Genomic DNA, 23,203 nt, shown 5'->3' on the forward strand with positions numbered 1-23,203 from the left:
AATTGTCTATTTACTCAAACTGAGGTTGTCTGAGTTTCCACGAAAGGGCCGGCCATGATCAAGGAATTGATGTCGTCACGACGCTTTGCGCCGCTGTTTTGGGCGCAGTTCTGTTCTGCTCTGAACGACAATGTGCTCAAGAATGCCCTTGTCATCATGATCCTCTATGGCGTGGGCGCCGGTGAGGGCGGCTCGCTGGTCACGGTGGCGGGCGCCGTGTTCATCTTTCCGTTCTTTGTGCTGTCGGCGCTCGGCGGCGAACTCGCCGACAAATATGTCAAATCGGTCGTTGCCCGCCGGCTGAAATTTTTCGAGATCTTCGCCGCGTGTTTTGCGGCGGCAGGCTTCTTCCTCCATTCGGTGCCGCTGCTGTTCGTGGCGCTCGCTTTGTTCGGCATCGTCGCCGCCCTGTTTGGCCCGGTGAAATACGGCATCCTGCCTGATCAATTGTCGACGTCTGAATTGGCGATGGGCAACGCATTGGTGGAGGGCGCCACCTTCCTGGCGATCCTGATCGGCACGATTGCCGGCGGCTTGTTCGTGTCGGGCTCGTCGCATATGGGCGTGGTCTCGCTCGCGGTGGTCGGCCTCTCGGTGGCGTGCTGGGCGTTTGCGTCGCGGATCCCGGCCACGGTGCCGTCTGCACCTGATCTTCCGATCACCCGCAATCCCTGGACCTCGACCGTTCGGCTGTTGAAGACTCTGTGGTCCGAACCACGGCTGTGGGACGGCATGGTGATCGTGTCGTGGTTCTGGCTGGTCGGCGCGGTGGTGCTGTCGCTGCTGCCCGCCGTGATCAAGGACGGTGTCGGTGGCACCGAAGGCGTGGTCACGCTCTGCCTGGCGACCTTCGCAATTGGCATCGCCGCCGGTTCGCTGTTCGCGGCTCATCTCAGCCATGTGCGGCCCAATCTCGCGCTGGTGCCGATCGGCGGTATCGTGATGGGCCTGCTCGGGCTGGATCTGGCCTGGGCGATCGGTCATGCCGCGCATGGCAGCGAAGTCGATCCGATGTCGTTCCTGACCTCGATCGACGGTCTTCGCTTGCTGATCGGATTCTTCATCTTCGCGTTCGGTGGCGGCTTGTTTGTAGTGCCGTCCTTTGCCGCGGTGCAGGCCTGGAGCGCGCCGTCCGAGCGCGCCCGCGTCATTGCCGCTGGCAACGTGTTGCAGGCGGGCTTTATGGTGATCGGCTCGCTGGTCGTAGCATTGCTGCAGCATATGGGTCTGGCGGTGGCGTGGCTCTTCTTCGGCCTGGCGATCGCGACCTTCGCGATGGTCTGGTTCGTGCTGGCAACCTGGGGCAAGGAAGGCGTACGCGATTTCGGTGCGCTGATATTCAAGGCGTTGTTTCGGGTCGAGGTTCGCGGTCTGGAAAATCTGCCCCCCGCCGGCACCCGCATGCTGATCGCGCCGAACCACGTCAGCCTGATCGACGGCCCGCTGTTGCATGCCGTGCTGCCGCTCGACGCCAGCTTTGCAGTCGATACTGGAATTGCCAAGGCGTGGTGGGCCAAGCCGTTTCTGCGGCTGGTCCGTCATTACACGATTGACCCGTCGAAGCCGCTGGCGGCCCGCGACCTGATCAAGCTGGTAGCGGCCGGTGAGCCGGTGGTGATCTTTCCCGAGGGCAGGATCACAGTGACGGGCTCGATCATGAAGGTTTACGACGGCACCGCGATGATCGCCGACAAGGCCGGCGCGGTGGTGGTGCCGGTGCGTATCGAAGGCGCGCAGCGTTCGTACCTCAGTTATTTGAAAAATGGTGAAATCAAGCGCGCCTGGTTTCCCAAGGTGACCATCTCGATCCTTCCGCCGGTCAAACTGGAGATCGATGAGGCGCTGCGCGGCAAGGTGCGCCGCAACGCCGCCGGTGCGGCGCTGCAGGACGTCATGATCGACGCCTTGGTCAAGACAGCGATACTCGACCAGACCTTGTTCGAGGCGCTGGCCCATGCCTATCGCGACCGCGATACCGGCAAGCCTATTATAGAGGACGCGCTCGGAACCAAACTTACCTATCGCAAGCTGATCCTGGGCGCGCAGGTTCTGAGCCGTCGCCTCAGCCGCGGAACGGCGCAGGGCGAGAATGTCGCAGTGCTGCTGCCGAATTCGGCGGGGGTCGCCGTCGTGTTCATGGCCCTGCAAAGTATCGGTCGTGTGCCGGCAATGCTGAATTTTTCCGCGGGTCCTGTCAGCGTGCTGAGCGCGATGAAGGCTGCGCAGGTAAAAACCGTTCTGACCTCGCGGGCCTTTATTGAAAAAGGCAAGCTCGACAAGCTAATGGCTGCGATTGGAAGTGCCGCGAACATCGTCTATCTCGAGGACGTCCGCGGCTCGATCGGAATCGGCGACAAGATCGCGGGTATGCTCGCGGGCACAAAGCCGCGGGTGGCCCGCAAAGCCGATGATCCAGCGGTGCTGCTCTTCACGTCGGGCTCGGAAGGAACGCCCAAGGGAGTGGTTCTGTCTCACCGAAACATTCTGGCCAACGCAGCGCAGTCTCTGGCACGGGTGGATGCCAATGCCAACGACAAGGTATTCAATGTCCTGCCGGTGTTTCATTCCTTTGGTTTGACCGGCGGCACCATCATGCCGCTGCTCGCAGGCATTCCAATCTTCATGTATCCGTCGCCGCTGCACTACCGAATCGTGCCTGAACTGATCTATCAGACAGGCGCTACCATCCTGTTCGGCACCGACACCTTCCTGGCCGGCTACGCGCGTTCGGCCCATGCCTATGATTTCCGTACGTTGCGGCTGGTCGTAGCTGGCGCCGAGGCAGTCAAGGAACGCACGCGACAGAACTATATGGATCGTTATGGCATTCGTGTCCTCGAGGGCTACGGCGTGACCGAGACCGCCCCCGTGCTCGCCATGAACACGCCGATGGCTAATCGCCCAGGTACCGTCGGGCGCCTCTCGCCCCTGATGGAATATCGCGTCGATCCCGTACCGGGCATCGAGGAAGGCGGACGTCTATCCGTGCGCGGCCCAAACGTCATGCTGGGTTATCTTCGTGCCGAGAATCCCGGAGTGCTGGAGCCGATCACGGATGGGTGGTACGATACTGGCGACATCGTTACGATCGACAGCGCCGGTTTTATTGCGATCAAAGGACGCGCCAAGCGCTTCGCCAAGATCGCCGGTGAAATGGTCTCGTTGACGACGACGGAGGCTATGGCCGCAAAAATATGGCCGCAGGCCATGTCGGTGGCGGTATCCATACCGGACCTGCGTAAGGGAGAGCGTATCGTTCTTCTGACCACGCAGAGGGACGCGGACCGTACAGCGATGCAGCTTCAGGCCAGGGCGTCCGGGACTTCAGAACTGGCCGTCCCTGCCGCCATCCAGATCGTCGACAAGATTCCCTTGCTGGGGTCGGGGAAGACCGACTACGTCGCCGCGACAGCGCAGGCGAGGGACGCGGCGACGATTGTGGAAAGAGATGTCGCGTGAAAAAGACGCTGGCTGCGGTCATGGCCTGCAGGAACCGTCCGGGGTAATTTTGCTTCATGGCATCGCGCGGACTTCTCGCTCCCTGAGACGATTGGAGCATGCGCTCGGGAAAGCCGGCATTGAAACTCTCAATCTCGACTATCCGAGCCGGAAAAAGCAGATCGATCTTCTCGCGGATCATGTTCATCCGGCGGTGTCGAATTTTGCCGGAAAAAACAAAAGTGCGATCCACTTCGTCGGCCATTCGATGGGTGGGCTTTTGGCGCGGGCCTATATTGCGAAGTACCGGCCGGCAAATCTTGGCCGTGTCGTCATGTTGGGCACGCCGAACGGCGGCAGCGAATTGGCCGATCGCCTGCAGGATTTTTCCCTTTACCGATCTTTTTACGGCCCGGCTGGCCTGCAACTTACGACCGGATCCAATGAGATGCTAAAGTCGCTGCCGGCAGTGGACTATGCGGTCGGCATCATCGCAGGAACTCGTTCCGTTGATCCCGTTGCATCTTTCCTTAACCTCCCAAGGCCCAACGACGGCAGGGTTTCGGTGCAAAGTTCCAGGCTCATCGGCATGGTCGATCACATCACGGTCGACGTCTCTCATAGCGGACTTTTGAGCCATCAGGGCGTGATCGATCAAACGATAGAATTTCTGCGACACGGCAGCTTTGCCCGCTCAATAACGGCGCGCCGCTAAACCGGCGCCAGCGGCCCCGGATTCTTCAGGTAACGCTTGATCGAATCCGCGGCCCGCAACGCCAGCGCGCCTACGGGGCCGGTGGGGTTCTTGCCGGCATTCTGCGGGAAGGAACAGGCGCCGGTGACGAACACGTTCGACACGTCCCATGTCTGCGAGAACGGATTGAGCGCGCTTCTGGTCGGATCGGTTCCCAACACCGCGCCACCGGTATTGTGGGTGCTTTGATACGGCACGATGCTGTAGCGCTGCGGCGCGCCGCGCCGTGCGACGCGCTCGGCGCCCATCGCATTGCCGATATTGACGCAGATGTCGGCGAGGTAGTTCGCCTGCTTCTGCTCGTTTTGCTGATAGTCGAAGGTCATGCGCATCAGCGGCCGGCCATAGCGATCCCTATAGGTCGGATCGAGATCGAGATAGTTCTGGCGATAGCCCATCACGCTGCCCTGGTTGACGACGGCGAGCGTGTGATTGTAGTGGCGCACGACGGCGCGCTTCCAGTCGGTGCCCCAGCCCGGTGTGCCCGGCGGCACCGGCCGGAAGCCGATCGGTCGCCCGCCCGCGCTTGGCGTCGAGATGCCGCCGCCGCCAATGAAACCCTCTTTAAGGTGATCGAAGCTGCCGGTGTTGAAGTCGTCGATATTCATGGCTAACGCACCGGCGCCCATGAACGGATTCATCCAGGTCTTCTCGTCGAAGAAGACGTTGGCGCCGCTGCCGATCTGATAGGCATAATTGCGGCCGACGACGCCGGTGCCAGTCGTGGGATTGTAGGGTTTGCCGATGCCCGACAGCAGCATCAGATGGACATTGCTGAGCGCATAGGCGGCCAGGATCACCATGCCGCCCGGTTGCTCGAACTCGCGGCCGGCGGCGTCCAGATAAGTCACGCTCTCGGCGCGCTTGTTGGAAGAATCGAGGTTGACCTTCATGACGCGCGAGTCGGTGCGGATCTCGACATTCTTTTTTGCCGCCGCGAGCGGGATCACGGTGAAATGCGCGCTGGCTTTGGCGTTCATTTCGCAGCCGAAGCGTTCGCAATAGCCGCAATAATGGCATGAGCCGAACGCGACGCCGTCGGGATTGATGTAGGACTGGGTCATGTTGGCGGATGGGCCGGGGAAGGGGTGATAGCCGAGGCTTCGCGCCGCCTTCTCGAACAGATCGCCGGCATGGGTCTGGATCATCGGCGGATTGGGATAGTCGCGCTTGCGCGCGCCTTCGAACACATTGCCGCCGTCAATCTTCTTGCCGCCGAGGTTTCCGGCCTTGCCGCCAACCCCGCACAGATATTCGAACTTGTCGTAATAAGGCTCGAGTTCGTCGTAGGAGACGCCCCAGTCCTGCAGTTGCATGCCTTCCGGAAGCGCGGACTTGCCATAGCGCGCGATCGTCATCTTTTCCGGTTCGTGGTCCCAGGGCAGCCAGCGCCATGTCACGCCGTTCCAGTGCACGCCGGCGCCGCCGACGCCTTCGCCGGGCAGAAACGAGCCGAGCTGGCGCATCGGAAGCGCGGTCTCGTTTGAATTGTTGCGGAAAGTGAGCGTCTCGCGCGAGACGTCCTGCATCAATTCGTGGCGCTGGGCGTATTTGAGTTCGTCGTGCACATGCGGATAGGCGAAATCAGGATTGGTGTCGCGCGGCTTGCCGCGTTCGAGCACCACGATCGACAGGCCGGTTTCGGCAAGCTCCTTTGCCAGGATGCCGCCGGTCCAGCCGAGACCGACAATCACGATGTCGGCCGCCTTGAGCTTCGTTGCCATGGTCGTTTCCCCTCAGCTCAGGTCCTGGATGGATTTCGGCGCAACGACATATTGCTTGTTGCGATATTTCTCGATGTCTTCCTCATACATGCCGATCGCGCCGGGGAATCCGATCATCGCCCACACCGCGTTGTTGCGATTGCCGCCATAAATCGGATCGGCGAAATAGCCCTCCATCGTGTTCTGCAGCAGGATATTGAAGAAGGCGCGTGGCGGGATTTGCGCGAATTCCGCTTGCCCCGCTTCGAGCGCCTTGAGGGCGACGGCGCGGTCGGCCACCGGGAGCTGGTCGAACCGCTTGCCGTCGCGGGTCTTGACGCACCAGGCGTTGAGATCGGCGATGCCGACCCGATAGAGATCGGCGGGCGGCAATGGAAGCTGATAGCCTTGTTGGGGCGTGCCTTGAGCGAACGGGCCGTTGAGGAACATGCGCGCGCCCCGGCCATACGCACCGGCCAGTTCGTGATCGATGAAAATCGGCACGCCGGCCTCGACGCCGCCGGGGCCGACATCATCCTTGGGTATCAGCGTGTCGACGAGGGCGGTGACCGTCGCAGCTTCCGGCGGGGTGAAGTAGCGGAAAATATCGGCGGCATCAGCGTGCCGTTCCGGCGGATGCGGGTGGGCGTGCGGTGGTTCCTGTGCCGGTGTCTGCGCTTGCGCCTCGGTGAGAACAGGTGGCGCGGCTGTTGTCGCGATGCCGACCGCGGCACTTGTTATGCCGATGCCCTTCAATACGTCGCGTCGACGCATGCCTTCGTGATCAGACATGGAATCCCCCCGGATATGGTGCGCGTCGTTTTTTAGCCAGGACGCGTCGACATAAATCCTAGCACCCTGATTGAGGAACACGGAAGCCACGGCGTTCGCATGACTGCGATGCCGGTGGCCTGGATCGTTCCCGAGAGGCCGATGCGTGAGCTGGCGCTGTCTTCGCGTGCCTGCCAACGACCGCGGTGCAACATTATGGTTTGAGATGCATTGCGAAAGAAATGCCGTTTGTACTCGTGGTCCAAGCGCGTCATAGTTCTTGAAAAAATACGACCCGGAATTCCAAAGGGGCATCACACCAGTCGGGAGGCTATGCCATGGAGGACGTGGAGAAACGTGTGATCGGCAAGGTGATGCGCCGGCTTATTCCGTTCCTGATCGTTTGCTACTTCGTCGCCTATCTCGATCGCGTCAATGTCGGCTTCGCCAAGCTGCACATGAATCAGGCGCTCGGTTTGAGTGAGGCCGCCTTCGGATTGGGCGCAGGCCTGTTCTTTATCGGGTATTTCCTGTTTGAGGTGCCGTCCAATATCTTTTTGGAGAAGGTCGGCGCGCGCGTCTGGATCGCCCGCATCATGATCACCTGGGGAATCGTCTCCGCCGCTTTCGCCTTTATTCCATCGATATCGGCAGCGACGGGAGTTCCGACGACCGGGGTTTTCTATTCTCTGCGTTTGCTTCTCGGCGCCTGCGAGGCGGGCTTCTTTCCGGGCATCATTTTCTATCTGACACTGTGGTTCCCGGCGGTTTACCGCGCACGGGTGATCAGCCTGTTCATGCTGGCGATCCCGATTTCGTCGATCATCGGATCGCCGATCTCCGGGATGCTGCTCAGCGTAACAGGGTGGGGACTGGCAGGCTGGCAGTGGCTGTTTATTCTTGAAGCGCTGCCGTCGGTCATCGTGGGCATCGGCGTCTTGGCTTACCTGACCGATTTCCCGTCGCAGGCCCGCTGGCTGCAAAAAGACGAGATCGCCTGGCTGGAGAACGTGCAGGCTACCGAAAAGAAGAACAAGGAGAAAGTCGAGCACCTTTCCCTGGTACAATCACTCACCGATGTCAGGATTTTACTGTGCGCCCTCGTGTATTTCTGCCTGAATGCTGCGAGCTACGGCATCGCTTTCTTTCTGCCGACCATCATCAAGGGGTTTGGCGTCAGCGACACCCAGACCGGACTGCTTGCCGCGCTGCCGTTTGTTTTCGGAGCCATCGGCATGGTGCTGCTCGGCCGTCATTCCGACCGGACCATGGAACGGAAAGGCCACGTTGCCGCGGCGCTGTTGATGGCCACGGTCGGCATCGGATTGTCGGGCCTCGTTGGCAATCCCGTCCTCATCATGGCGTTGCTTTGCTTTGCGCAAATCGGCGTCTCCGCGGTGCCGCCGATGTTCTGGCCGCTACCGGCGAGTTTCCTGACGGGCGCATCGGCCGCCGCCGGGATCGCGGCAATCAACTCGCTCGGAAATCTTTCCGGTTTCGCCGGGCCCTACATGATGGGTTATCTGAAGGATTTGACCGGCAACTTTACGGCAGGCCTCCTGTTGCTGGCGGGCTGCGCTTTGGTCGGCGCGATCGTCGTCGTGATGCTGCGGATCGATGTGAGACGCGAACAGTTGTCGGGTGAAGTCGCGATGGCGCACTGAAAGCGTTTTCGAGCCAAGGGCCGCGCGAACGCACCCGACCTGAAATTATAGTTGACTAGGAAACTAGTTTTGCTATTCTGTGCTCATGGCACCTGCAGAACTGACTTCTCATTTGGGTTATTGGCTACGGCTGGTTTCAAACCACGTTTCCCATTCCTTTGCCCGCAAACTTCAAACAGTCGATATTACGGTCGCGGAGTGGGCGCTCATGCGCGTTCTATTCGGGATCGACGAAAATCCCAGCCAGCTTGCCGAGCGCATGGGTATGACGAAGGGCGCGATCACGAAGCTCGCCGATCGGCTGATTGCCAAATCACTGATGACAAGGATCGCAAGTCCTGAAGATAGAAGGTCCCACACCCTGCGACTTACAAAAAAGGGCGAGAGTCTCGTCCCGCGGCTTGCCGATCTGGCCGACCAGAACGAGGCAGAGTGCTTCTCGCATCTTTCAAGAACGGACCGTGCCTTGCTTGAGCGGGTGCTCAAGGCAAGCGTCAAACGCTTCGGATTGAACTCGATACCGATCGATTAGAGGAATGACAATGACGCCCGCCCAGGAGAGTTTAGCCAAGTCGTGCTTGCTTGGAGCCGAAAACGACACCATGACTTTTCCCGAGATCGTCGGGGCGCTCTTTCAAGCGGGCTTTGAGAGCTACGCCATTGATTACCGTCGATGTCGCGCCATCTACTATCTTCCAGATGGCCAAAGCACCGAATACGCCACACACCAGTCAGGCCCGGTTGCCGAGCGGTTCGACGTGCGCGCCATTCAGGCAGCTATCCGGGACGCTCAACAATTAGTGCCTGATTACACCTACAAGGGATTTTGTCAGAAAGTGACAAAGGCCGGTTGTGCCGGATACGTAGTATCATTCACAGGCAGACGGGCGGTTTACATGGGGCGCTCGGCGGAGATTCATGTCGAATACTTTCCTTCCTGAAATAACGATCCCCGATGGTCCGGCCTGACGATATAACTGCGGCCGATAGCGCCATAGCGAGACGGTATTTGCCGCCCGCGCTATTGAACGATTGGATGGCGCCGGAGAGACGCGGCTAATCCGGCCGGTTTCGGACAGAGATGAAGCGATGGTCCGCGAAGCATTGGGTTTCCTTCTACGCAATCTGCCGGCCTTTTTGTTCGCCGCAGCACTTTTGTTGGCGGCGTTGTCGCGCAATGGTAAATCCGTCCCGGAGCGCTTCCTGACGTGGATATTATTGTTGCCTATCGGTGTTACCGGACTCTGGGCTGCAATCTCGCATGTCTTCTTTCCCGCGATCGCTGCCGCCCACATTGGGTGGCAGGTAAGCCCCTTTCAATTCGAAGTCGGGATGGCCGATCTGGCCATCGGCGTTACAGCGTGTGTTGCCTTTTGGCGAGATTTGTCGTTCAAGACCGGCGCGGTTTATGCTGCATCCATATTCCTGCTCGGCGACGCCGTTGGACATATTCGGGAAATGGCCGAGGCCGGCAACTTTGCACCGGGCAATGCCGGGCTTCCGTTTTACATGGATGTCATCTGTCCTGTGCTTGCCATCGCGCTGGTTGCCATCGCAAAACGTCAGCAAACCGGTGCTTAATTCGCGACGCCGCAGTTGCCCGCATGGTCACCTGGACCGACGCAAATGACCTGACACAAACATCTTGCGCTTGTTACCGTGACTTCTGAAAAAATTTTGGTTTCGTTGGAGGCCATCCAATGTTGTTAGCTTTCGCCCCTTTTATCGCGTTTGCGGTTTTCAATCATTTCGTTGCTCCAACGTCTGCGTTGGCGATCGCGGCTTTCGTTTCGTTTGCCCTGATCGGCCGGGAGCTTGTATCGGGCCGTTCGGCAAAAATCCTCGAAGTGGGCACGTGCATCCTCTTCGGCGGCCTGGCCGTCTATGTTTTCTTCTCGAACACGGATTGGCCTGTTATCGGCGTCAAACTGGCTGTCGATATCGGTTTGCTGCTGATAGTGCTGTTCTCGTTAATTATTGGTCGTCCGTTCACGATGCAATATGCGCGCGAAAGTGTTCCGCGCGAATTATGGACCAGTCCGCAATTCAATCGGACAAATCAGATGATCACACTGGTTTGGCTTGCGGCGTTTTTCGCCATCGTCATTGCTGATCTTGTTCTCTTGTACTTGCCGGAAGTGCCGCACAAGATAAGCGTCATTCTGACCATTGGAGCCTTGTACGGAGCCTTCAAATTCACAATGGCCTATCCCGATAGGGAAGAAGCAAGGGCCAGGTGAATTCTGCTTCTGGCACCAAACGCGCCTGCCGATCCCAAGCCTTTGATGTCCGGCGTCGATGCAACAGCCGACGAGGGCGACGTTCACGATGCCGGTCCCCTGACTGCGCGGTCGGTATTGGCTCGCGAAGATATTTCAATAAATGTTGAAATATGACTTGACGCAGGTTGTTATTTCGATATTCGTTGAATTATGGAAAAGACAGATGTGGTCGCGGCCTTGGCCGCACTTGCCCAGGACAATCGGCTCGATATTTTCCGCCTGCTTGTAGAAGCGGGGCCGGAGGGGATGCCGGCCGGTGCGGTCGCCACCGCACTCGACCTCGCACCGAATACGCTGACTTTTCATTTTGACCGGCTTCGAACGGCAGGCCTCGTGACCGTGCGTCGTGATGGCCGCTCGATGATCTATGCGGCCCAGTACGAAACGATGAACTCACTGCTCGGTTATCTCACCGACAATTGCTGCGGCGGGGTTCAATGCACGCCCGCGGTCGAATGCAAGCCCGTGCGCAAGCGCGCCAAAATTCCGGCCTGAAAGGAAAAACCATGAAGCGCCTGCATGTACACATTGCCGTCAATGACATCCAGCAGTCCATTGGCTTCTACTCCGCGTTGTTTGCGGCCCAGCCCGCCGTCGTCAAGCCGGACTACGCCAAATGGATGCTTGATGATCCGCGCGTGAACCTGGCGATTTCGACCCGAGGCCGCGAACCTGGTCTTGATCATCTTGGCATTCAGGTCGAAAACGCCGGCGAATTAAATGAAGTCTATGCCCGCTTGCGGGAAGCTGGCGGCAATATCATCGAGCAGGGCGAGACCGCTTGCTGCTACGCCAAATCAGAGAAGTCGTGGATCGATGATCCCGCCGGCATCGCATGGGAAACCTTCCTGACGACGGGCGAGAGCACCACCTACGGCGACGGCACCGGAGAAAACGGTGCCCGCGTGGCGCACGAGAAGCAGGGGGCATGCTCCGTTTCGGAAGCCTCGCCTTCCAGGCCCGCCTCTGCTTGCTGCTGACAGGGGCGTGACATGACTGACAGCCCTTACAACGTGCTCTTCCTCTGCACCGGTAATTCCGCCCGTTCGATCATCGCGGAAGCAATCCTGAACAAGGCTGGTGCGGGCAACTTCCGCGCTTACAGTGCCGGAAGCCAACCGAAAGGCCAGGTTCACCCGGAGACGCTGTCGCTTCTGCAATCTCTTGGCTACGACGTAACTGATTTTCGCTCGAAGTCTTGGTTGGAGTTCACGGAGTGGAACGCTCCAAAGCTCGATTTCATTTTCACGGTATGCGACAGCGCAGGGGCGGAGACGTGTCCGATTTGGCCGGGGAAACCGGCGTCGGCCCATTGGGGTGTTCCCGATCCGGCAGATGCCAAAGGCTCGCCCGCAGAGATCTCACTGGCCTTCAAGGATACTTACCGGCTTCTCAATCAGCGCATTGGCACTTTCATGGCACTGCCGTTACGCTCGCTCGATAGACTGAGCCTGCAAAACAAGCTTCGTGACATCGGCCGTATGGAAGGCTCGACGGCCAAGGCGACAGAAGCCACCTGATGCCGTCACTGGGGCGATGCATCTTCGCGGAATGGCTGGGCACCGCGTTTCTGTTAGCGGCTGTTGTCGGTTCGGGCATCATGGCGCAGAAGCTCGCGGGCGGGAACGTCGCGCTCGCGCTTCTGTGCAACACGATACCCACCGGTGCAATCCTCGTCGTGCTGATCCTGATTTTCGGGCCGATCTCGGGCGCGCATTTCAATCCAGCCATAAGCCTCGCGTTCGCGTTGCAGCGCGAACTGCCTTGGTCGATTGCTGCCAGGTATATCGCCGCGCAAATCATCGGAGCCGTTGCCGGCGTCTGGGCGGCACATCTCATGTTTGAGTTGCCGGTTTGGCAGTTCTCGGTCACGTCACGCACGGGCGCCGGGCAATGGCTGGCCGAGGCTGTCGCCACTTTCGGCTTGGTGCTCACCATTTTCGGCTGCGCGGCGCGGACGCCGGCCGCTATCCCTTATGCAGTCGGCCTCTACATCACGTCGGCCTATTGGTTCACGGCCTCAACATCGTTCGCCAATCCAGCCGTGACGATTGCGCGTTCGCTTTCAGATACCTTTGCAGGCATAGCCGCCGGGGGCGTGGTTGCTTTCATCGCAGCTCAATTGATTGGAATGCTGGTCGCGATGATGGTCGGAAAATGGCTCTGGACCGACGCAAAGAAGTAACGTTCTATCGCTCGATATCCCAGCCGGCCCGGCGAAATTGATCGGCCCCGATCGGGCTGGTGACAAATTCCAGAAAAGCGGAAGCCGCTTTCGGGTTCGCCGATCGCGTCGCAAGCGCGGCAGAATAGACCGTCGTGACGTTGTGCGCGTCCGGCAGATAACCCGCAAAGTCAACGCCATTTCGGCCGACGATCTCGCTGGCTTGCGTCATGCCGATCGAAGCCGCCCCGGATGCAACCGCTTTGACGATTTCCTCGCCGGTCTTGCCGAGGACGGCCTTGGCATGCACGGCATCGGCGACGCCGAGCGAGACCAGTATCTTCTCGAAAGCGGGGCCCGCCGTGCCGCCGCCATTCGGGTCGATATAGGCGATCTTGTCGGCGGACAACAAAAGCGCCTTGAGCGCCTCAGTCGAGGAGAAATCCGGCTTCGCCGCGCCTGTGCGGATGGCGACCCCAAGCCGCATCTTGCCGATCGCGACTTCATCGGCGACCGCGTTTTGTTTGGCGAGCGCCTTGATGCCGGCCGAAGATGTCATCACGAGATCGGCGGGCTCGCCGGCAGCGACGCGCGCGGCGACTTCGCCGGCATTGCCGATCGATAGCTGGATTTTGGTGCCGCGTGCCACTTCGAAGGGAGCTGCCAGCGATTCCAGAGCGGTGGCAAAAACGCCCGTCGCCAGCACGCGAACAGGCTCCTGCGCCATCGCGGGAAGTTGCGTGGCGAGGAGTACGGTGAGGCTTGCAAGGAGGCGAACTATTTTCGAAAGCGGCATTGATCGATTTCCATGAGGTTTTTCGTACCATTGGCACGGGCATCGCTCACTCGCCACCGTCACAGCCAGTCGCCACGATAATCCTCGATCACAATGTCAGGCGCTCACTTCACCCTATTGACTCATTGTTCATGTTTTGTTCTTATGATGCTCGTCCACACGGGAGAGCAGACATGGACAATCGCATCAACGAAATTCGTAAGCAAATCAGGGCACTAAGGGTCAGTATGCTGGAGGCGGAAGCCATCATGCGCGAGCAGATCAACCGGGATGACGATTGCTCCTTCGTGGCTGAAGAAGTCCTTAAGATGCGCGTGGTGATGAGCTTCCTGGTCGAGGAGCGGACCCGGCTCGGCGATCACGAACCCATTCTGGTGGACCGGTTCATTATTCCACGGCGCGCACCGGTTGCGAAGCCAACCGTGGCGAAGCTCGCCGCACTCCGGCCGGTGAAGCGCAAGCTGGTGCCCGCAGAGAATCGCGCCCGGTGAGGGCAAGGAATACTGAAGCGAAAATACTGAAGCGGCGAATAGGGTGGGGCGAGGCGGCCTAATCGGCGCCTGGCTCCATGCCCTTCGATTTGAACAGCGCCTGCGCCGATGGGCCGACCAGGGAAGCGATCAGGGCCTTGGCGGCGTCGCCTTCCTTGGTGCCTGCACCGATGCCGGCGGCGTAAACCGTGTAGTTCTGAATTTCCTTCGGCAGCGGTCCGACCAGCGTCACGCCGGCATGCGGCAGGATTTCGCTGATCTGGTGAATGCCAAGCTCGGCCTGGCCGGACTCGACATAATCGGCGACATAGCCACCCTGTTTGAGTTTTTCCTTTGGCTTGACCTGATCGGCTATCCCCAAGCGCTCGAGCAGCTTCTCGACATAGATGCCGCTGGAGCCGCCGCTGGCGGGATCGATGAAGCTGATCGACTTGGCGTCGAGCACGGCCTTCTTGAAAGCGTCGACGGTGGAAATGTCGGGCTTGGCTGCGCCGGTTTTCACCATGACGCCGACGCCGACCCGCGCCAGATTGATACGGCTGCCCGCGGTTACCTTGCCTTCGCCGATGAGCTGGTCGACGGTCTCGGGGGTCATCACCACCACATCGAACTTTTCGCCGCCCTGAATCCGCTTCATCAGTCCGCCGACAGTTTCATTCTCGACCACAACCTTGTTGCCGCTGGCCTTCTCGTATTCGGGGATCAGCGCCACGACAGTGGCCTTGAACGCACCGGCGGTGAGCAGCTTCAGCTCGGTGGCTTGCGCCACATGTGTGCAAAGGACGGCCCCGACGGCGCTGGCGAGCAGCAAGATCTTGTAGCGCATTTTTTTGTTCTCCAGTATCCGCAGGGCTATTTTGCCTCGTGCCCGGCGGGCACCGTAGCAAATCTGTTCGTTCGCTCAATAGGCCGGCGCAGCGGGATCATGCACCTCGTGCTCACGGTCGCAAAGTGGTAGATGCATGGACGGTTTTCGCACCAAAAGGAGACGCCGCTGTCCACACTTCTGATCAAGAACATCGGCGAGTTCTTTACCGGCGAACTGGCGAACCCTCAAAAACCGGTCAAGTCGATCCTGATCGACGGCGAGCGCATCGCCGAACTCGACCCTCCCGCCGACACCAAGGCCGACAGCGTCCTCGACGCCGGCAACAGCGCTGTGATGCCCGGGCTTGTCGACGGGCATGTCCATCCGGTATTCGGCGAATGGACGCCCACCCAGGACACCATCGGCTGGATCGGCAATTACGTGCATGGCGGCACGACGACCATGATCTCGGCTTGCGAACTGCACGTGCCGGGGCTCGATTATCAAAACCTCACCCCCGACCTCGTCACATCGCTGGCGGTGGTGACCGCGGCGACCACGGGCCGCATCCGCTGGAGCGGTGCGAAAGTCTATGCCGGCACCGTCATTCTGGTGCCGGGGATGACGGAATCGCATTTCGACCGATTGGCTGCGGCCAATTCAATTCTCGCGAAATATCTGTTCTATCCGCTGGCGGCCAACAAGGAAGAGGCGCTGCGTTACAATGCCTGGTGCCGCGCGCGCGGAATCCGCATCAAGGTACACACCGGCGGCGTTTCGCGCTCGGGCCTCAGCGAAATGTGCGGCTATGACACGCTGGAGTGGCTCAAGCCCGACATTGCCGCGCATATCAGCGGCGGGCCGATCCCGATGAGCGACGATGATCTCGACAAGGTCATCGATACCACGGACTTCGCGCTCGAGATCTGTTCGTCGGGCAATTATGGCTCGACCCAACGCGCGGTCCGCCGCCTCAAGGACACCAACAAGCTGGCGCGGTTGACGCTCGGCACCGATACGCCTGGCGGCACCGGCGTGATTCCGCGCGGCATGCTGCGTCAGCTTTGTTTCATCTGTTCGGTGTGCGGCGTGTCGCCGGCCGAGGCGATTGCAATCGCGACCGGCAATACCGCCAGGGCACACGGTCTCGACGTCGGTATTCTGGCCCCGGGCTGGCCCGCTGACATCGTGATCTGCGGTCCGGTGCAGGGCTCGGCCGGGACAAGCGTTGCGGACGCGATCGCGCATGGCGACTTGCCCGGCATCGCTTATGTGATCGCCAATGGCGAAATACTGGTCAGCGGGCGCAGCCGCCAGACGCCGCCGCCACAGCGAAAGTATTTCTTCTCATGTTGCGAGGCGCATGTAGGAAAATTTGCTGCAACCTGATCGAATGCAAAATGGTCCGCCAGCGCCGCACCGGATAAGTTGCAGCCGGTCGGGGAATGCCCTGACGGAGTGGAGATCGTCGATGCGCTTGAGCCTGATTGCCCGCGTGGCTTGTATCCTGGTCACGTCATTGATAACGGGCTCGTTTGCGCAAGCGCAGACCGTCGAAAAGACGAAAGTGGTCATTGCCGTATCGGGGCCGCCCGCGCAGATATATTTCCTTCCGGTCGTGCTCGCCAAACGGCTGGGCTATTTTGATGCCGCCGGGGTCAATGTCGAACTGCAGCATTTCAATGCCGGCTCGAAAGCGCTGGAATCCGTCCTCGGCGGCAGCGCCGACATTGTCGCGGGCGCCTACGAGAACACGGTGCGGATGCAGGCCAAGGGCCAGAGTATGCAAAGCGTGGTGCTGTTCGGCCGCTATCCGCAAAACGTGCTCGGAATTTCAAAGGAACAGGCTGGGAACTACAAGTCTCCCGCCGATCTGAAAGGAAAGACGATAGGCATCACCGGCCCGGGTTCGGCGACGCAGACGTTCCTCAATCTGATATTGGCCAATGCCGGGCTGCAGCCGGGCGACGTCACCACGATCACCGTCGGCGCCGGCGCAGTTGCTGTTGCGGCGATGAAACGCCCGGGTGAACTCTACGCGATCTCGAATCTCGATCTTGCGATCACTGAATTGACGATGGCAGGCGATATCGTTGTCGCCGTCGACAGCCGCACTGCGGAGGGGACACGGGCCGTCTATGGCGGAGAGTATGCGTCCGGCAGCCTGTATGCGCCTTCGGCGTTCCTGACCGGCAATCCCAATACCGTGCAGGCGATCGCCAATGCGATGGTGCGGACGCTGAAGTGGATGGCGGCGGCCACGCCTGATGAAATCATCGCCAAGGTGCCCCCAGACTTTTACCAGAACAACCAGGCCGTTTACCGGCAGGCGCTGCAGAATAATCTGTCGAGCTTTTCGCGCGACGGTCTGATGCCGCGCGAGGCGCCGGACAATATTTTGAAGGCGCTGTTCAAATTCGATCCTGTCATCGCCAAGGCTGACATCAAGATGTCAGCGACTTACGATAACCGGTTTGTCGAAAAGGCGCTTCAGGGTACCGGGCAATGAGCCGTTATTGTTTTTAAGGCGCCCTGCATCGGGGCGCTTAACCATACGCTCAACAATGCGCTTGACGCATTTGGCCATCACCTTTGGTCTCACTCAAAATGCAGCTAATAGGATGGGGGCTTTCGAGCTAAGCTCGTCATGGCCGGGCTTGACCCGGGGCATGACGAAAAACCGGTCGGTTCAAACGATATGGTCAAGTCATGAAACAGGAAGACTTAAAGGAAATGGCGCAGCGGTGCCGGCTGATGGCAGACACCGCCGATGAGTTCACCAAAAAGCGATTGCTCGACCTCGCTCTGAAATACGAGGCGCGATATGAAGGCCGGTCTCTGGCCTCCAAGCGGCTCAGCTCAATACCCGTCGACAGCCTGAATAAAGCTGGTTGAGCTGAGCGCCGGAACGGCCTTGGTAGAGATCGCAGGCTTACTTCAGTTGGTCTGCGACCTTGTCGAGCGCGGCCTTGATGCAAGCCTCGTCCTTTTCGCCACCGGGTGCGCCCGATGCGCCGGCGGCGCCGATCACGTCTTCTCCGACCTTGATCGGGAGCGCGCCCTGATTGGCGATCACGTTGGTCAGATGGATCAGTCCCAGCGTCGGATCGGCCTTCAGGCGGTCGACCAAAGCACCTGACGGCGCGCGGAACGTGCGCGCGGTATAGGCCTTGCGGAAACTGTTCTCGAAGGTGTGCGGGCCGGTATTGTCGCCACGCACCTGCAAGATGATTTCACCGGCGCGGCCGACCACCGTCACCGAAACCGCGTAGCCGTTGGTCTTGCATGTCGCCATGGCAGTTTGCGCGATTTCAATCGCGATGGAAGCCGTCAGGTCCTTGTGGCTGAGCAGTTCGGCGTTCGCCGGAGTGGCCGCCGAACCGATACAGACGGCGGCACAAGCCATCATGGCGTGACGAAGTTTGAAAATTGTCATGGTTTTCCCCCTTTTAAGTTTCTGTGAGACCTGCGGCCTCTTGAGACATGCTACTCTATGAGACCGAGTTTTATAACTCAATAGCAACCGGGACCCGTGCCGGCAAAACCCGAATGGACGAAACCATGAGATCCAATCCCATCGACGGCTTCCGCATCGACCGTGACGCGATCAGCTATGTCGGACACGATCTGCAGCGCCCGGAATGTATTCTGGCCGAGCGGGACGGATCGCTCTGGAGCGCCGACGCGCGGGGAGGGGTCATGCAGATCCGGCCTGACGGGACGCAGTCGCTGATTACGCAAGCGGTCGCAGCCGACTTTGCTTCAAAGTCGTCCGATGAAGAGCGGTTTACCGCCGGCACGCTGCCGAACGGGCTGGCGTTCGCGCCAAATGGCGACATCGTGGTGTCGAATTTCGGCACCGACCGGCTTGAACTGATGACGCGCGAAGGACACACGCGCGTTCTGGTCGATCGGATCGACGGCCAGCCGATCGGCAAGGTGAATTTCGTGCTGCGTGACAGCCGCGGCCGCTACTGGATCACGGTCTCGACCCGCATCCAGAACTGGATGAAGGCGCTTCGTCCCGATCTCGCCGACGGCTACGTGGCGCTTTACGAGCCCGACAGCGGCAGGCTTCGCATCGTCGCCGATGGCTTTCGCTTTACGAACGAGATTCGTTTCGATGCCACTGAAGAATGGCTGTATGTGGTCGAGACTTGCGGCCCCTGTATCACGCGTCTGCGGGCGGCCCCCGATGGCACGCTGAGCGACCGCCAGACCTTCGGGCCTAAGGATCATGGCGCGCCGATCGACGGCATTACGTTCGATGCTTACGGAAATCTGTGGGGCACCCATGTCATGGCCGACCGGATCTTCGCGCTGACGCCGGAAGGCGAATTGCGGATTTTGCTGGACGATGCCCCGGCCGAGGCATCGAAAAGGCTGATGGACGCGTTTTACAAGGGACAAGCCACGCCGGAATTGATGCTCGCCTGCGGCGGCACGATTGCGCCGTGGATGGCGAGCCTGACGTTTTTCGGAAACGATCTGCGCCAAGTCGCGATCGGCTCGCTGCGCGGCACAAGGCTGCCGGTGTTTACCGCTCCGGTAGCAGGGCTGCCGATGGCGCATTGGAATGATGCAGTGCCGAACAGTCGTTGAACTGAACGAGCAGCCGGGATTCTATTTGGATGTTGATGGAGATACCGCGCCGGTCCCGTGTTGGATAAGACCGCTCATTCTCAATGTCCGTTGCTGAAGGGCGAGCGGACGAAGGCAGCGCCGTCACTCGACTTCCGCAGATGATCCGGAGCGGACGCGTCGCATTGGACTACTCACTGTTTCATTCTCAAGGAAACTATCCGTAAGCCTGCGTTTATTGACCAAGCCTGCATTTCAGCCCACACTGCTCCAACGAGCAGGCATCGAGGTGTCTCGTGCCAGGTTCTAGCGTGGCTGCTGATGATCCTCGATAATTTCATCCCTTGCGCTCGAGCTATCGGTGCCGCTTACGTGCTGGCGATATTTGCCGCGCCACCGGCAGATGCCGCCGGGATTGAAGACAAACAAATAATGATCCTTCACTCGTTCGGCCAGGATTTCAGGCCTTGGGGGGAATACGCCAGAACCATTCGCTCCGAACTTTCAAGGCAGTCGCGGTGGCCCTTGAACATTAGTGACCACCCGCTCGTGGCGGCACGATCGATCGATAAAAATCCCGAAGTGCCCTTCGTCGAATATCTCAACGCGCTCGGTGCCCAGCGTCAGCATGACCTCATCATCGCCATCGGTGCGCCAGCGGCTGATTTCGTTCAGCGACATCGTGGCGAACTATTTCCTCAAACTCCGATCATTCTGACAGCAGTTGAGCAGCGGCGTGTTCGTTCGGACGACCTCACCGCTAATGATGCCGTTGTCGCAGTAGCTCATGACTACGCGGCTGTCTTCGAGAACATTCTTCGGCTTTTGCCTGACACGCAGACTATCGTCATTGTCAACGGGGCATCGCCGAACGAAAAGTTCTGGTTGGGTGAATTAAAGCGAGAGCTGGAACCGTTTGCAAATCGTATCAAACTGCTCTGGTACGAGGGTATGCCTTTCGAAGCCGTTTTGAAGGAGGCCGCATCGCTGGCACCAAAGTCGGCGATCTTCTGGCATTTAATGAACGTCGATGTCGCTGGCGTGGCCTATGAAGGGGATACCGGCCTGAAGAGGCTCTATGCGGTAGCAAATGCTCCGATCTTCTCCTATGACGACGGTTTTTTCGGGCGAGAGGTGGTCGGTGGGCCGATGTACTCGGTGCAGGACATCAGCCAGAAGACGGCTTCCGTTGCTGTTCGCATCCTGGCCGGAGAAAGGGCGGGCGACATACCGGTGCCTCCCACTCGGTTCGCTGCACCAAAATACGATTGGAGACTGCTGCAACGCTGGAAAATCAACGAAAGCCTTCTTCCATCAGGTAGCCAGGTCTGGTTCCGCGAGGCGTCAGCTTGGGAGAGGTATCGCTCGTTGATACTTCTCGTTTCGGCAGTAATGCTTGTGCAGGCGGCCTTGATCTCCGGTTTGCTCTATCAACGCCGCCGCACTCAGGCAGCCGAACTGGTTGCGCGGCAGCGGTTGACCGAACTTGCGCGCGTTAATCGCGTCTCCACCGTGGGTGAACTGACTGCAACTATCGCGCATGAGCTCAAGCAGCCTCTGGGAGCTATTCTCGCAAACGCCGAAACAATGGAGGCCATCCTCAAATCTCCTTCACCGGATTTGAATGAACTCCAAGAAATCGTTTCCGACATTTGCCGCGATGACCGGCGAGCCGACGACGTAATCGAGCGGGTTCGGGCCCTTCTGCAAAAAACACCATTTGAACCGAAGATCGTCGACCTGAATGACATTGTCGTCGAAACGCTTGAACTGCTCTCTGGCCTCACCGTATCCCGGCAGATCGAGATAGCATACTCGCGACCCCCGGAACCTTTGACCGTCAAAGGCGATCCAGTTCAGCTTCAGCAGGTTCTATTAAATCTTATTGTCAACGGGGTCGACGCTCTCTCAAGCAAGCGGGTCTCCGAGCGACGAATCAAGATAGGGACAGCGACAGTTGACCGGCAGGCAGAACTCTACGTATCCGATAATGGCCCTGGAATTGATTCAAACAAACTCAATGACGTCTTTCAGACGTTCTACTCGACGAAGCCTAACGGCATGGGGATGGGTTTGTCCATTGTCCGAACCATCGTTGAAGCCCATAACGGCCGCATAACGGCAGAAAATCAGCCCGGGGGCGGCGCGGTCTTTCGGCTCCGGCTGCCGCTTGCTTAAGGGGCTTTCGGACTTTGGCGTTACGGCTGGAGGCGTGACGGAAATACTGCCGGCTATTCTCGCGACGCGTGACCTTTCGCACGCCCGGCGATTTCCGCTTGTGGCTGAGCCGCCTTCTGGCGGCTTTTCGTTGCGGCCTCTGCATCGCGACGTCGGTTGATGGGCACTTATCAGACTTCGGCAACGACGCGGCAAGGTCCGCTTGGGGAGGAAGAGCGAACGGAGGGTAGGGCGCTGGTCTACGTTCGCGATTGACCCGAAGCCGACATGGGTCTGTCCCGAACGTACCCGCTGTGCTTTGATAAAGCGATGGGAAGGGGGGACTGCGATGAGCGACTGGATACACTATCTGCCGGTGCCATGGATGGCGCTTGTCGTGTTTGGCTTTACCTATCTGCTTGCCGCGGCTGTCTTCGTTGCCGTGACGGCGCTCGCAACCGGAGAGCGCGCCAAATCCTTTAAAGCGGTTTCTCCCGGAATGCTTCCGGTGCTCGGCATTATCTTCGGCCTGTTCGTTGCGTTTACCGCGGCGCAGGTCTGGGCCGACAATGATCATGCTGGTGCTGCAGTCAGCCGTGAGGCCAGCGCGCTGCGAGCGGTAACGCTGCTGGCTGCCGGCCTGCCGGACGAGCAGGAGGTGCGGCTGCTGGGCCTTGTTCGCAGCTATATCGAGCAGGCGGCGACGGTGGAATGGCCTGACATGGCGCACCAGACGGCCTCTCTGAGGGCTGCGCCAGCGGCGCTCGCCGAGGCGCTGCAACTGGTTGTCGCGATGTCGCCACAGGGCGCGGGTCAGCAGACGGCGCAACGTGAAATCATTTCCGCACTCGGCACCGCGCTGGATGCACGCCGGCAACGGATCATTATCAGCCAGTCTCAGGTTAATCCGGTCAAATGGTGGTGCCTGTATCTGCAGGCAGTGTGCGAATTGCTCGTGATCGCAATCGTACACTGCGACAACAGGCTGTCATCCGCCATCGCATTGGCCCTGTTTGCGACCGGTGTCGCCGTTTCGGTAGTGCTGATCGTCGCACATGATCGGCCGTTCACCGGCCAGATTTCCATAGGCCCGGGCTCATTGCTGCAAATCATGCCCGACGAACCGACGAAGCGGTGAGGTATGTTTGGGATGTGATGACAGCAACTTTCCCTGACTTTGCTGTTGCACAGACCGGTGTCACCGCTTCGATCGAGATGAAGTGGCGCAACGGCTGGTCGGCTTCCGCGGCATTCGAAGGCGAGTTCTCCAACGTCACCTCATCCTACGCCGGCAAGGGTGTGGCGCGTTACGCGTTACGTGTGGTGATGCCGGCTTTTGGCCCATTTCCGACATCGGAAGCGAAAGCAGTCATGTTTACTGTTGACGTGAAAGCGGACGAGAGCAGGGTGGCGGCCAGCCGGCTTCCGCTGACCCCGATCGCCGCGTTTTGGAAGCCGGTGATACCTTAGAAACCAGCGGCCGGCGTCAATCCGACCGGTACCCTCAGCCGACCATCTCGGGGTGTGATTTTGCCCAATTGAATCTGAACCGGAACGGCAAATACCGACACTTATTCCAGAATACTAAAGTTTG

At 59.5% G+C, this 23,203-nt stretch carries 24 protein-coding genes; 19 read left to right on the forward strand and 5 right to left on the reverse strand.

The genetic code is table 11. From position 1 onward, the window contains the following. The first annotated feature begins 54 nt into the window (after nt 1–54). Nucleotides 55–3,459: an acyl-[ACP]--phospholipid O-acyltransferase gene (locus HB676_RS25025; protein ID WP_213741134.1), complete on the forward strand. Its 3,405-nt coding sequence runs from the start codon at nt 55–57 to the stop codon at nt 3,457–3,459. Next, nucleotides 3,449–4,153: an alpha/beta fold hydrolase gene (locus HB676_RS25030; protein WP_213741135.1), complete on the forward strand. Its 705-nt coding sequence runs from the start codon at nt 3,449–3,451 to the stop codon at nt 4,151–4,153. The genes HB676_RS25025 and HB676_RS25030 overlap by 11 nt, the downstream gene beginning before the upstream one ends. On the opposite strand, the gene HB676_RS25035 is transcribed toward HB676_RS25030, so the two are convergent. Further along, complete coding sequence (locus tag HB676_RS25035) at nt 4,150–5,916, reverse strand: GMC family oxidoreductase (protein WP_213741136.1); 1,767 nt, start codon at nt 5,914–5,916, stop codon at nt 4,150–4,152. The genes HB676_RS25030 and HB676_RS25035 overlap by 4 nt on opposite strands. 12 nt (nt 5,917–5,928) lie before the next feature. Further along, the gene (locus HB676_RS25040; protein ID WP_213741137.1) at nt 5,929–6,687 is read right to left on the reverse strand and encodes a gluconate 2-dehydrogenase subunit 3 family protein; all 759 of its coding nucleotides are present in this window, start codon (nt 6,685–6,687) and stop codon (nt 5,929–5,931) included. Nucleotides 6,688–7,004: 317 nt separating this feature from the next. Here HB676_RS25040 and HB676_RS25045 point away from each other — a divergent pair, with 317 nt between their 5' ends. The 9 genes from HB676_RS25045 (at nt 7,005) to HB676_RS25085 (ending at nt 12,797) form a co-directional block, all read left to right on the forward strand. Next, complete coding sequence (locus tag HB676_RS25045) at nt 7,005–8,330, forward strand: MFS transporter (RefSeq protein WP_213741138.1); 1,326 nt, start codon at nt 7,005–7,007, stop codon at nt 8,328–8,330. 85 nt (nt 8,331–8,415) lie between these two features. Then, a complete protein-coding gene (locus HB676_RS25050) occupies nt 8,416–8,862 on the forward strand; it encodes a MarR family transcriptional regulator (protein WP_213741139.1) in 447 nt (148 codons plus the stop codon). A gap of 10 nt (nt 8,863–8,872) precedes the next feature. Further along, nucleotides 8,873–9,271 carry a DUF1398 domain-containing protein gene (locus tag HB676_RS25055; protein WP_213741140.1) on the forward strand — a complete coding sequence of 133 codons (399 nt, stop codon included), beginning with the start codon at nt 8,873–8,875 and terminating at the stop codon, nt 9,269–9,271. 148 nt (nt 9,272–9,419) lie between these two features. Continuing rightward, nucleotides 9,420–9,911, forward strand: coding sequence for a DUF6790 family protein (locus HB676_RS25060; protein WP_213741141.1), 492 nt, complete (start codon nt 9,420–9,422; stop codon nt 9,909–9,911). 119 nt (nt 9,912–10,030) lie between these two features. Beyond that, complete coding sequence (locus HB676_RS25065; protein WP_213741142.1) at nt 10,031–10,570, forward strand: hypothetical protein; 540 nt, start codon at nt 10,031–10,033, stop codon at nt 10,568–10,570. 192 nt (nt 10,571–10,762) lie between these two features. Next, nucleotides 10,763–11,107: a metalloregulator ArsR/SmtB family transcription factor gene (locus tag HB676_RS25070; protein WP_213741143.1), complete on the forward strand. Its 345-nt coding sequence runs from the start codon at nt 10,763–10,765 to the stop codon at nt 11,105–11,107. Between the two features lie 11 nt (nt 11,108–11,118). Beyond that, nucleotides 11,119–11,592 carry an ArsI/CadI family heavy metal resistance metalloenzyme gene (locus tag HB676_RS25075; RefSeq protein WP_213741144.1) on the forward strand — a complete coding sequence of 158 codons (474 nt, stop codon included), beginning with the start codon at nt 11,119–11,121 and terminating at the stop codon, nt 11,590–11,592. Between the two features lie 12 nt (nt 11,593–11,604). Beyond that, on the forward strand, nt 11,605–12,132 hold the full coding sequence (locus HB676_RS25080) for an arsenate reductase ArsC (protein WP_213741145.1): 528 nt from the start codon (nt 11,605–11,607) through the stop codon (nt 12,130–12,132). Further along, entirely contained in the window at nt 12,132–12,797 is a 666-nt protein-coding gene (locus HB676_RS25085; RefSeq protein WP_213741146.1) for an MIP/aquaporin family protein, read from the forward strand. Before HB676_RS25080 ends, HB676_RS25085 begins: the two co-directional genes overlap by 1 nt. Before the next feature lie 4 nt (nt 12,798–12,801). Here HB676_RS25085 and HB676_RS25090 read toward each other — a convergent pair whose 3' ends face one another. Further along, a complete protein-coding gene (locus HB676_RS25090; protein WP_213741147.1) occupies nt 12,802–13,572 on the reverse strand; it encodes a substrate-binding domain-containing protein in 771 nt (256 codons plus the stop codon). Nucleotides 13,573–13,745: 173 nt separating this feature from the next. Here HB676_RS25090 and HB676_RS25095 point away from each other — a divergent pair, with 173 nt between their 5' ends. Next, on the forward strand, nt 13,746–14,063 hold the full coding sequence (locus HB676_RS25095; RefSeq protein ID WP_249780459.1) for a hypothetical protein: 318 nt from the start codon (nt 13,746–13,748) through the stop codon (nt 14,061–14,063). A 58-nt stretch (nt 14,064–14,121) separates the two neighbouring features. Here HB676_RS25095 and modA read toward each other — a convergent pair whose 3' ends face one another. After that, nucleotides 14,122–14,889: a molybdate ABC transporter substrate-binding protein gene (gene modA, locus HB676_RS25100; protein ID WP_213741148.1), complete on the reverse strand. Its 768-nt coding sequence runs from the start codon at nt 14,887–14,889 to the stop codon at nt 14,122–14,124. Nucleotides 14,890–15,021: 132 nt separating this feature from the next. On the opposite strand from modA, the gene HB676_RS25105 reads away from it, so the two are divergent. The 3 genes from HB676_RS25105 to HB676_RS25115 all read left to right on the forward strand — a co-directional run bounded on the left by HB676_RS25105 (nt 15,022) and on the right by HB676_RS25115 (nt 17,766). Then, nucleotides 15,022–16,260: an amidohydrolase family protein gene (locus tag HB676_RS25105; RefSeq protein WP_213741149.1), complete on the forward strand. Its 1,239-nt coding sequence runs from the start codon at nt 15,022–15,024 to the stop codon at nt 16,258–16,260. Between the two features lie 82 nt (nt 16,261–16,342). Continuing rightward, a complete protein-coding gene (locus HB676_RS25110; protein ID WP_213741150.1) occupies nt 16,343–17,380 on the forward strand; it encodes an ABC transporter substrate-binding protein in 1,038 nt (345 codons plus the stop codon). Between the two features lie 200 nt (nt 17,381–17,580). Next, entirely contained in the window at nt 17,581–17,766 is a 186-nt protein-coding gene (locus HB676_RS25115; RefSeq protein WP_213741151.1) for a hypothetical protein, read from the forward strand. 37 nt (nt 17,767–17,803) lie between these two features. Here HB676_RS25115 and HB676_RS25120 read toward each other — a convergent pair whose 3' ends face one another. Then, on the reverse strand, nt 17,804–18,307 hold the full coding sequence (locus tag HB676_RS25120; protein WP_213741152.1) for a heme-binding protein: 504 nt from the start codon (nt 18,305–18,307) through the stop codon (nt 17,804–17,806). A gap of 125 nt (nt 18,308–18,432) precedes the next feature. Between HB676_RS25120 and HB676_RS25125 the strand changes: the two genes are divergently transcribed. The 4 genes from HB676_RS25125 (at nt 18,433) to HB676_RS25140 (ending at nt 23,079) form a co-directional block, all read left to right on the forward strand. Then, nucleotides 18,433–19,473 carry an SMP-30/gluconolactonase/LRE family protein gene (locus tag HB676_RS25125; protein ID WP_213741153.1) on the forward strand — a complete coding sequence of 347 codons (1,041 nt, stop codon included), beginning with the start codon at nt 18,433–18,435 and terminating at the stop codon, nt 19,471–19,473. Nucleotides 19,474–19,773: 300 nt separating this feature from the next. Further along, complete coding sequence (locus HB676_RS25130) at nt 19,774–21,630, forward strand: sensor histidine kinase (RefSeq protein ID WP_213741154.1); 1,857 nt, start codon at nt 19,774–19,776, stop codon at nt 21,628–21,630. A 328-nt stretch (nt 21,631–21,958) separates the two neighbouring features. Beyond that, entirely contained in the window at nt 21,959–22,747 is a 789-nt protein-coding gene (locus tag HB676_RS25135) for a DUF4239 domain-containing protein (protein WP_213741155.1), read from the forward strand. Nucleotides 22,748–22,764: 17 nt separating this feature from the next. After that, complete coding sequence (locus HB676_RS25140; protein ID WP_213741245.1) at nt 22,765–23,079, forward strand: hypothetical protein; 315 nt, start codon at nt 22,765–22,767, stop codon at nt 23,077–23,079. The last annotated feature ends 124 nt before the right edge of the window (nt 23,080–23,203 follow it).

Source organism: Bradyrhizobium sp. dw_411 (genome assembly GCF_018449695.1).
Classification (GTDB): domain Bacteria; phylum Pseudomonadota; class Alphaproteobacteria; order Rhizobiales; family Xanthobacteraceae; genus Bradyrhizobium.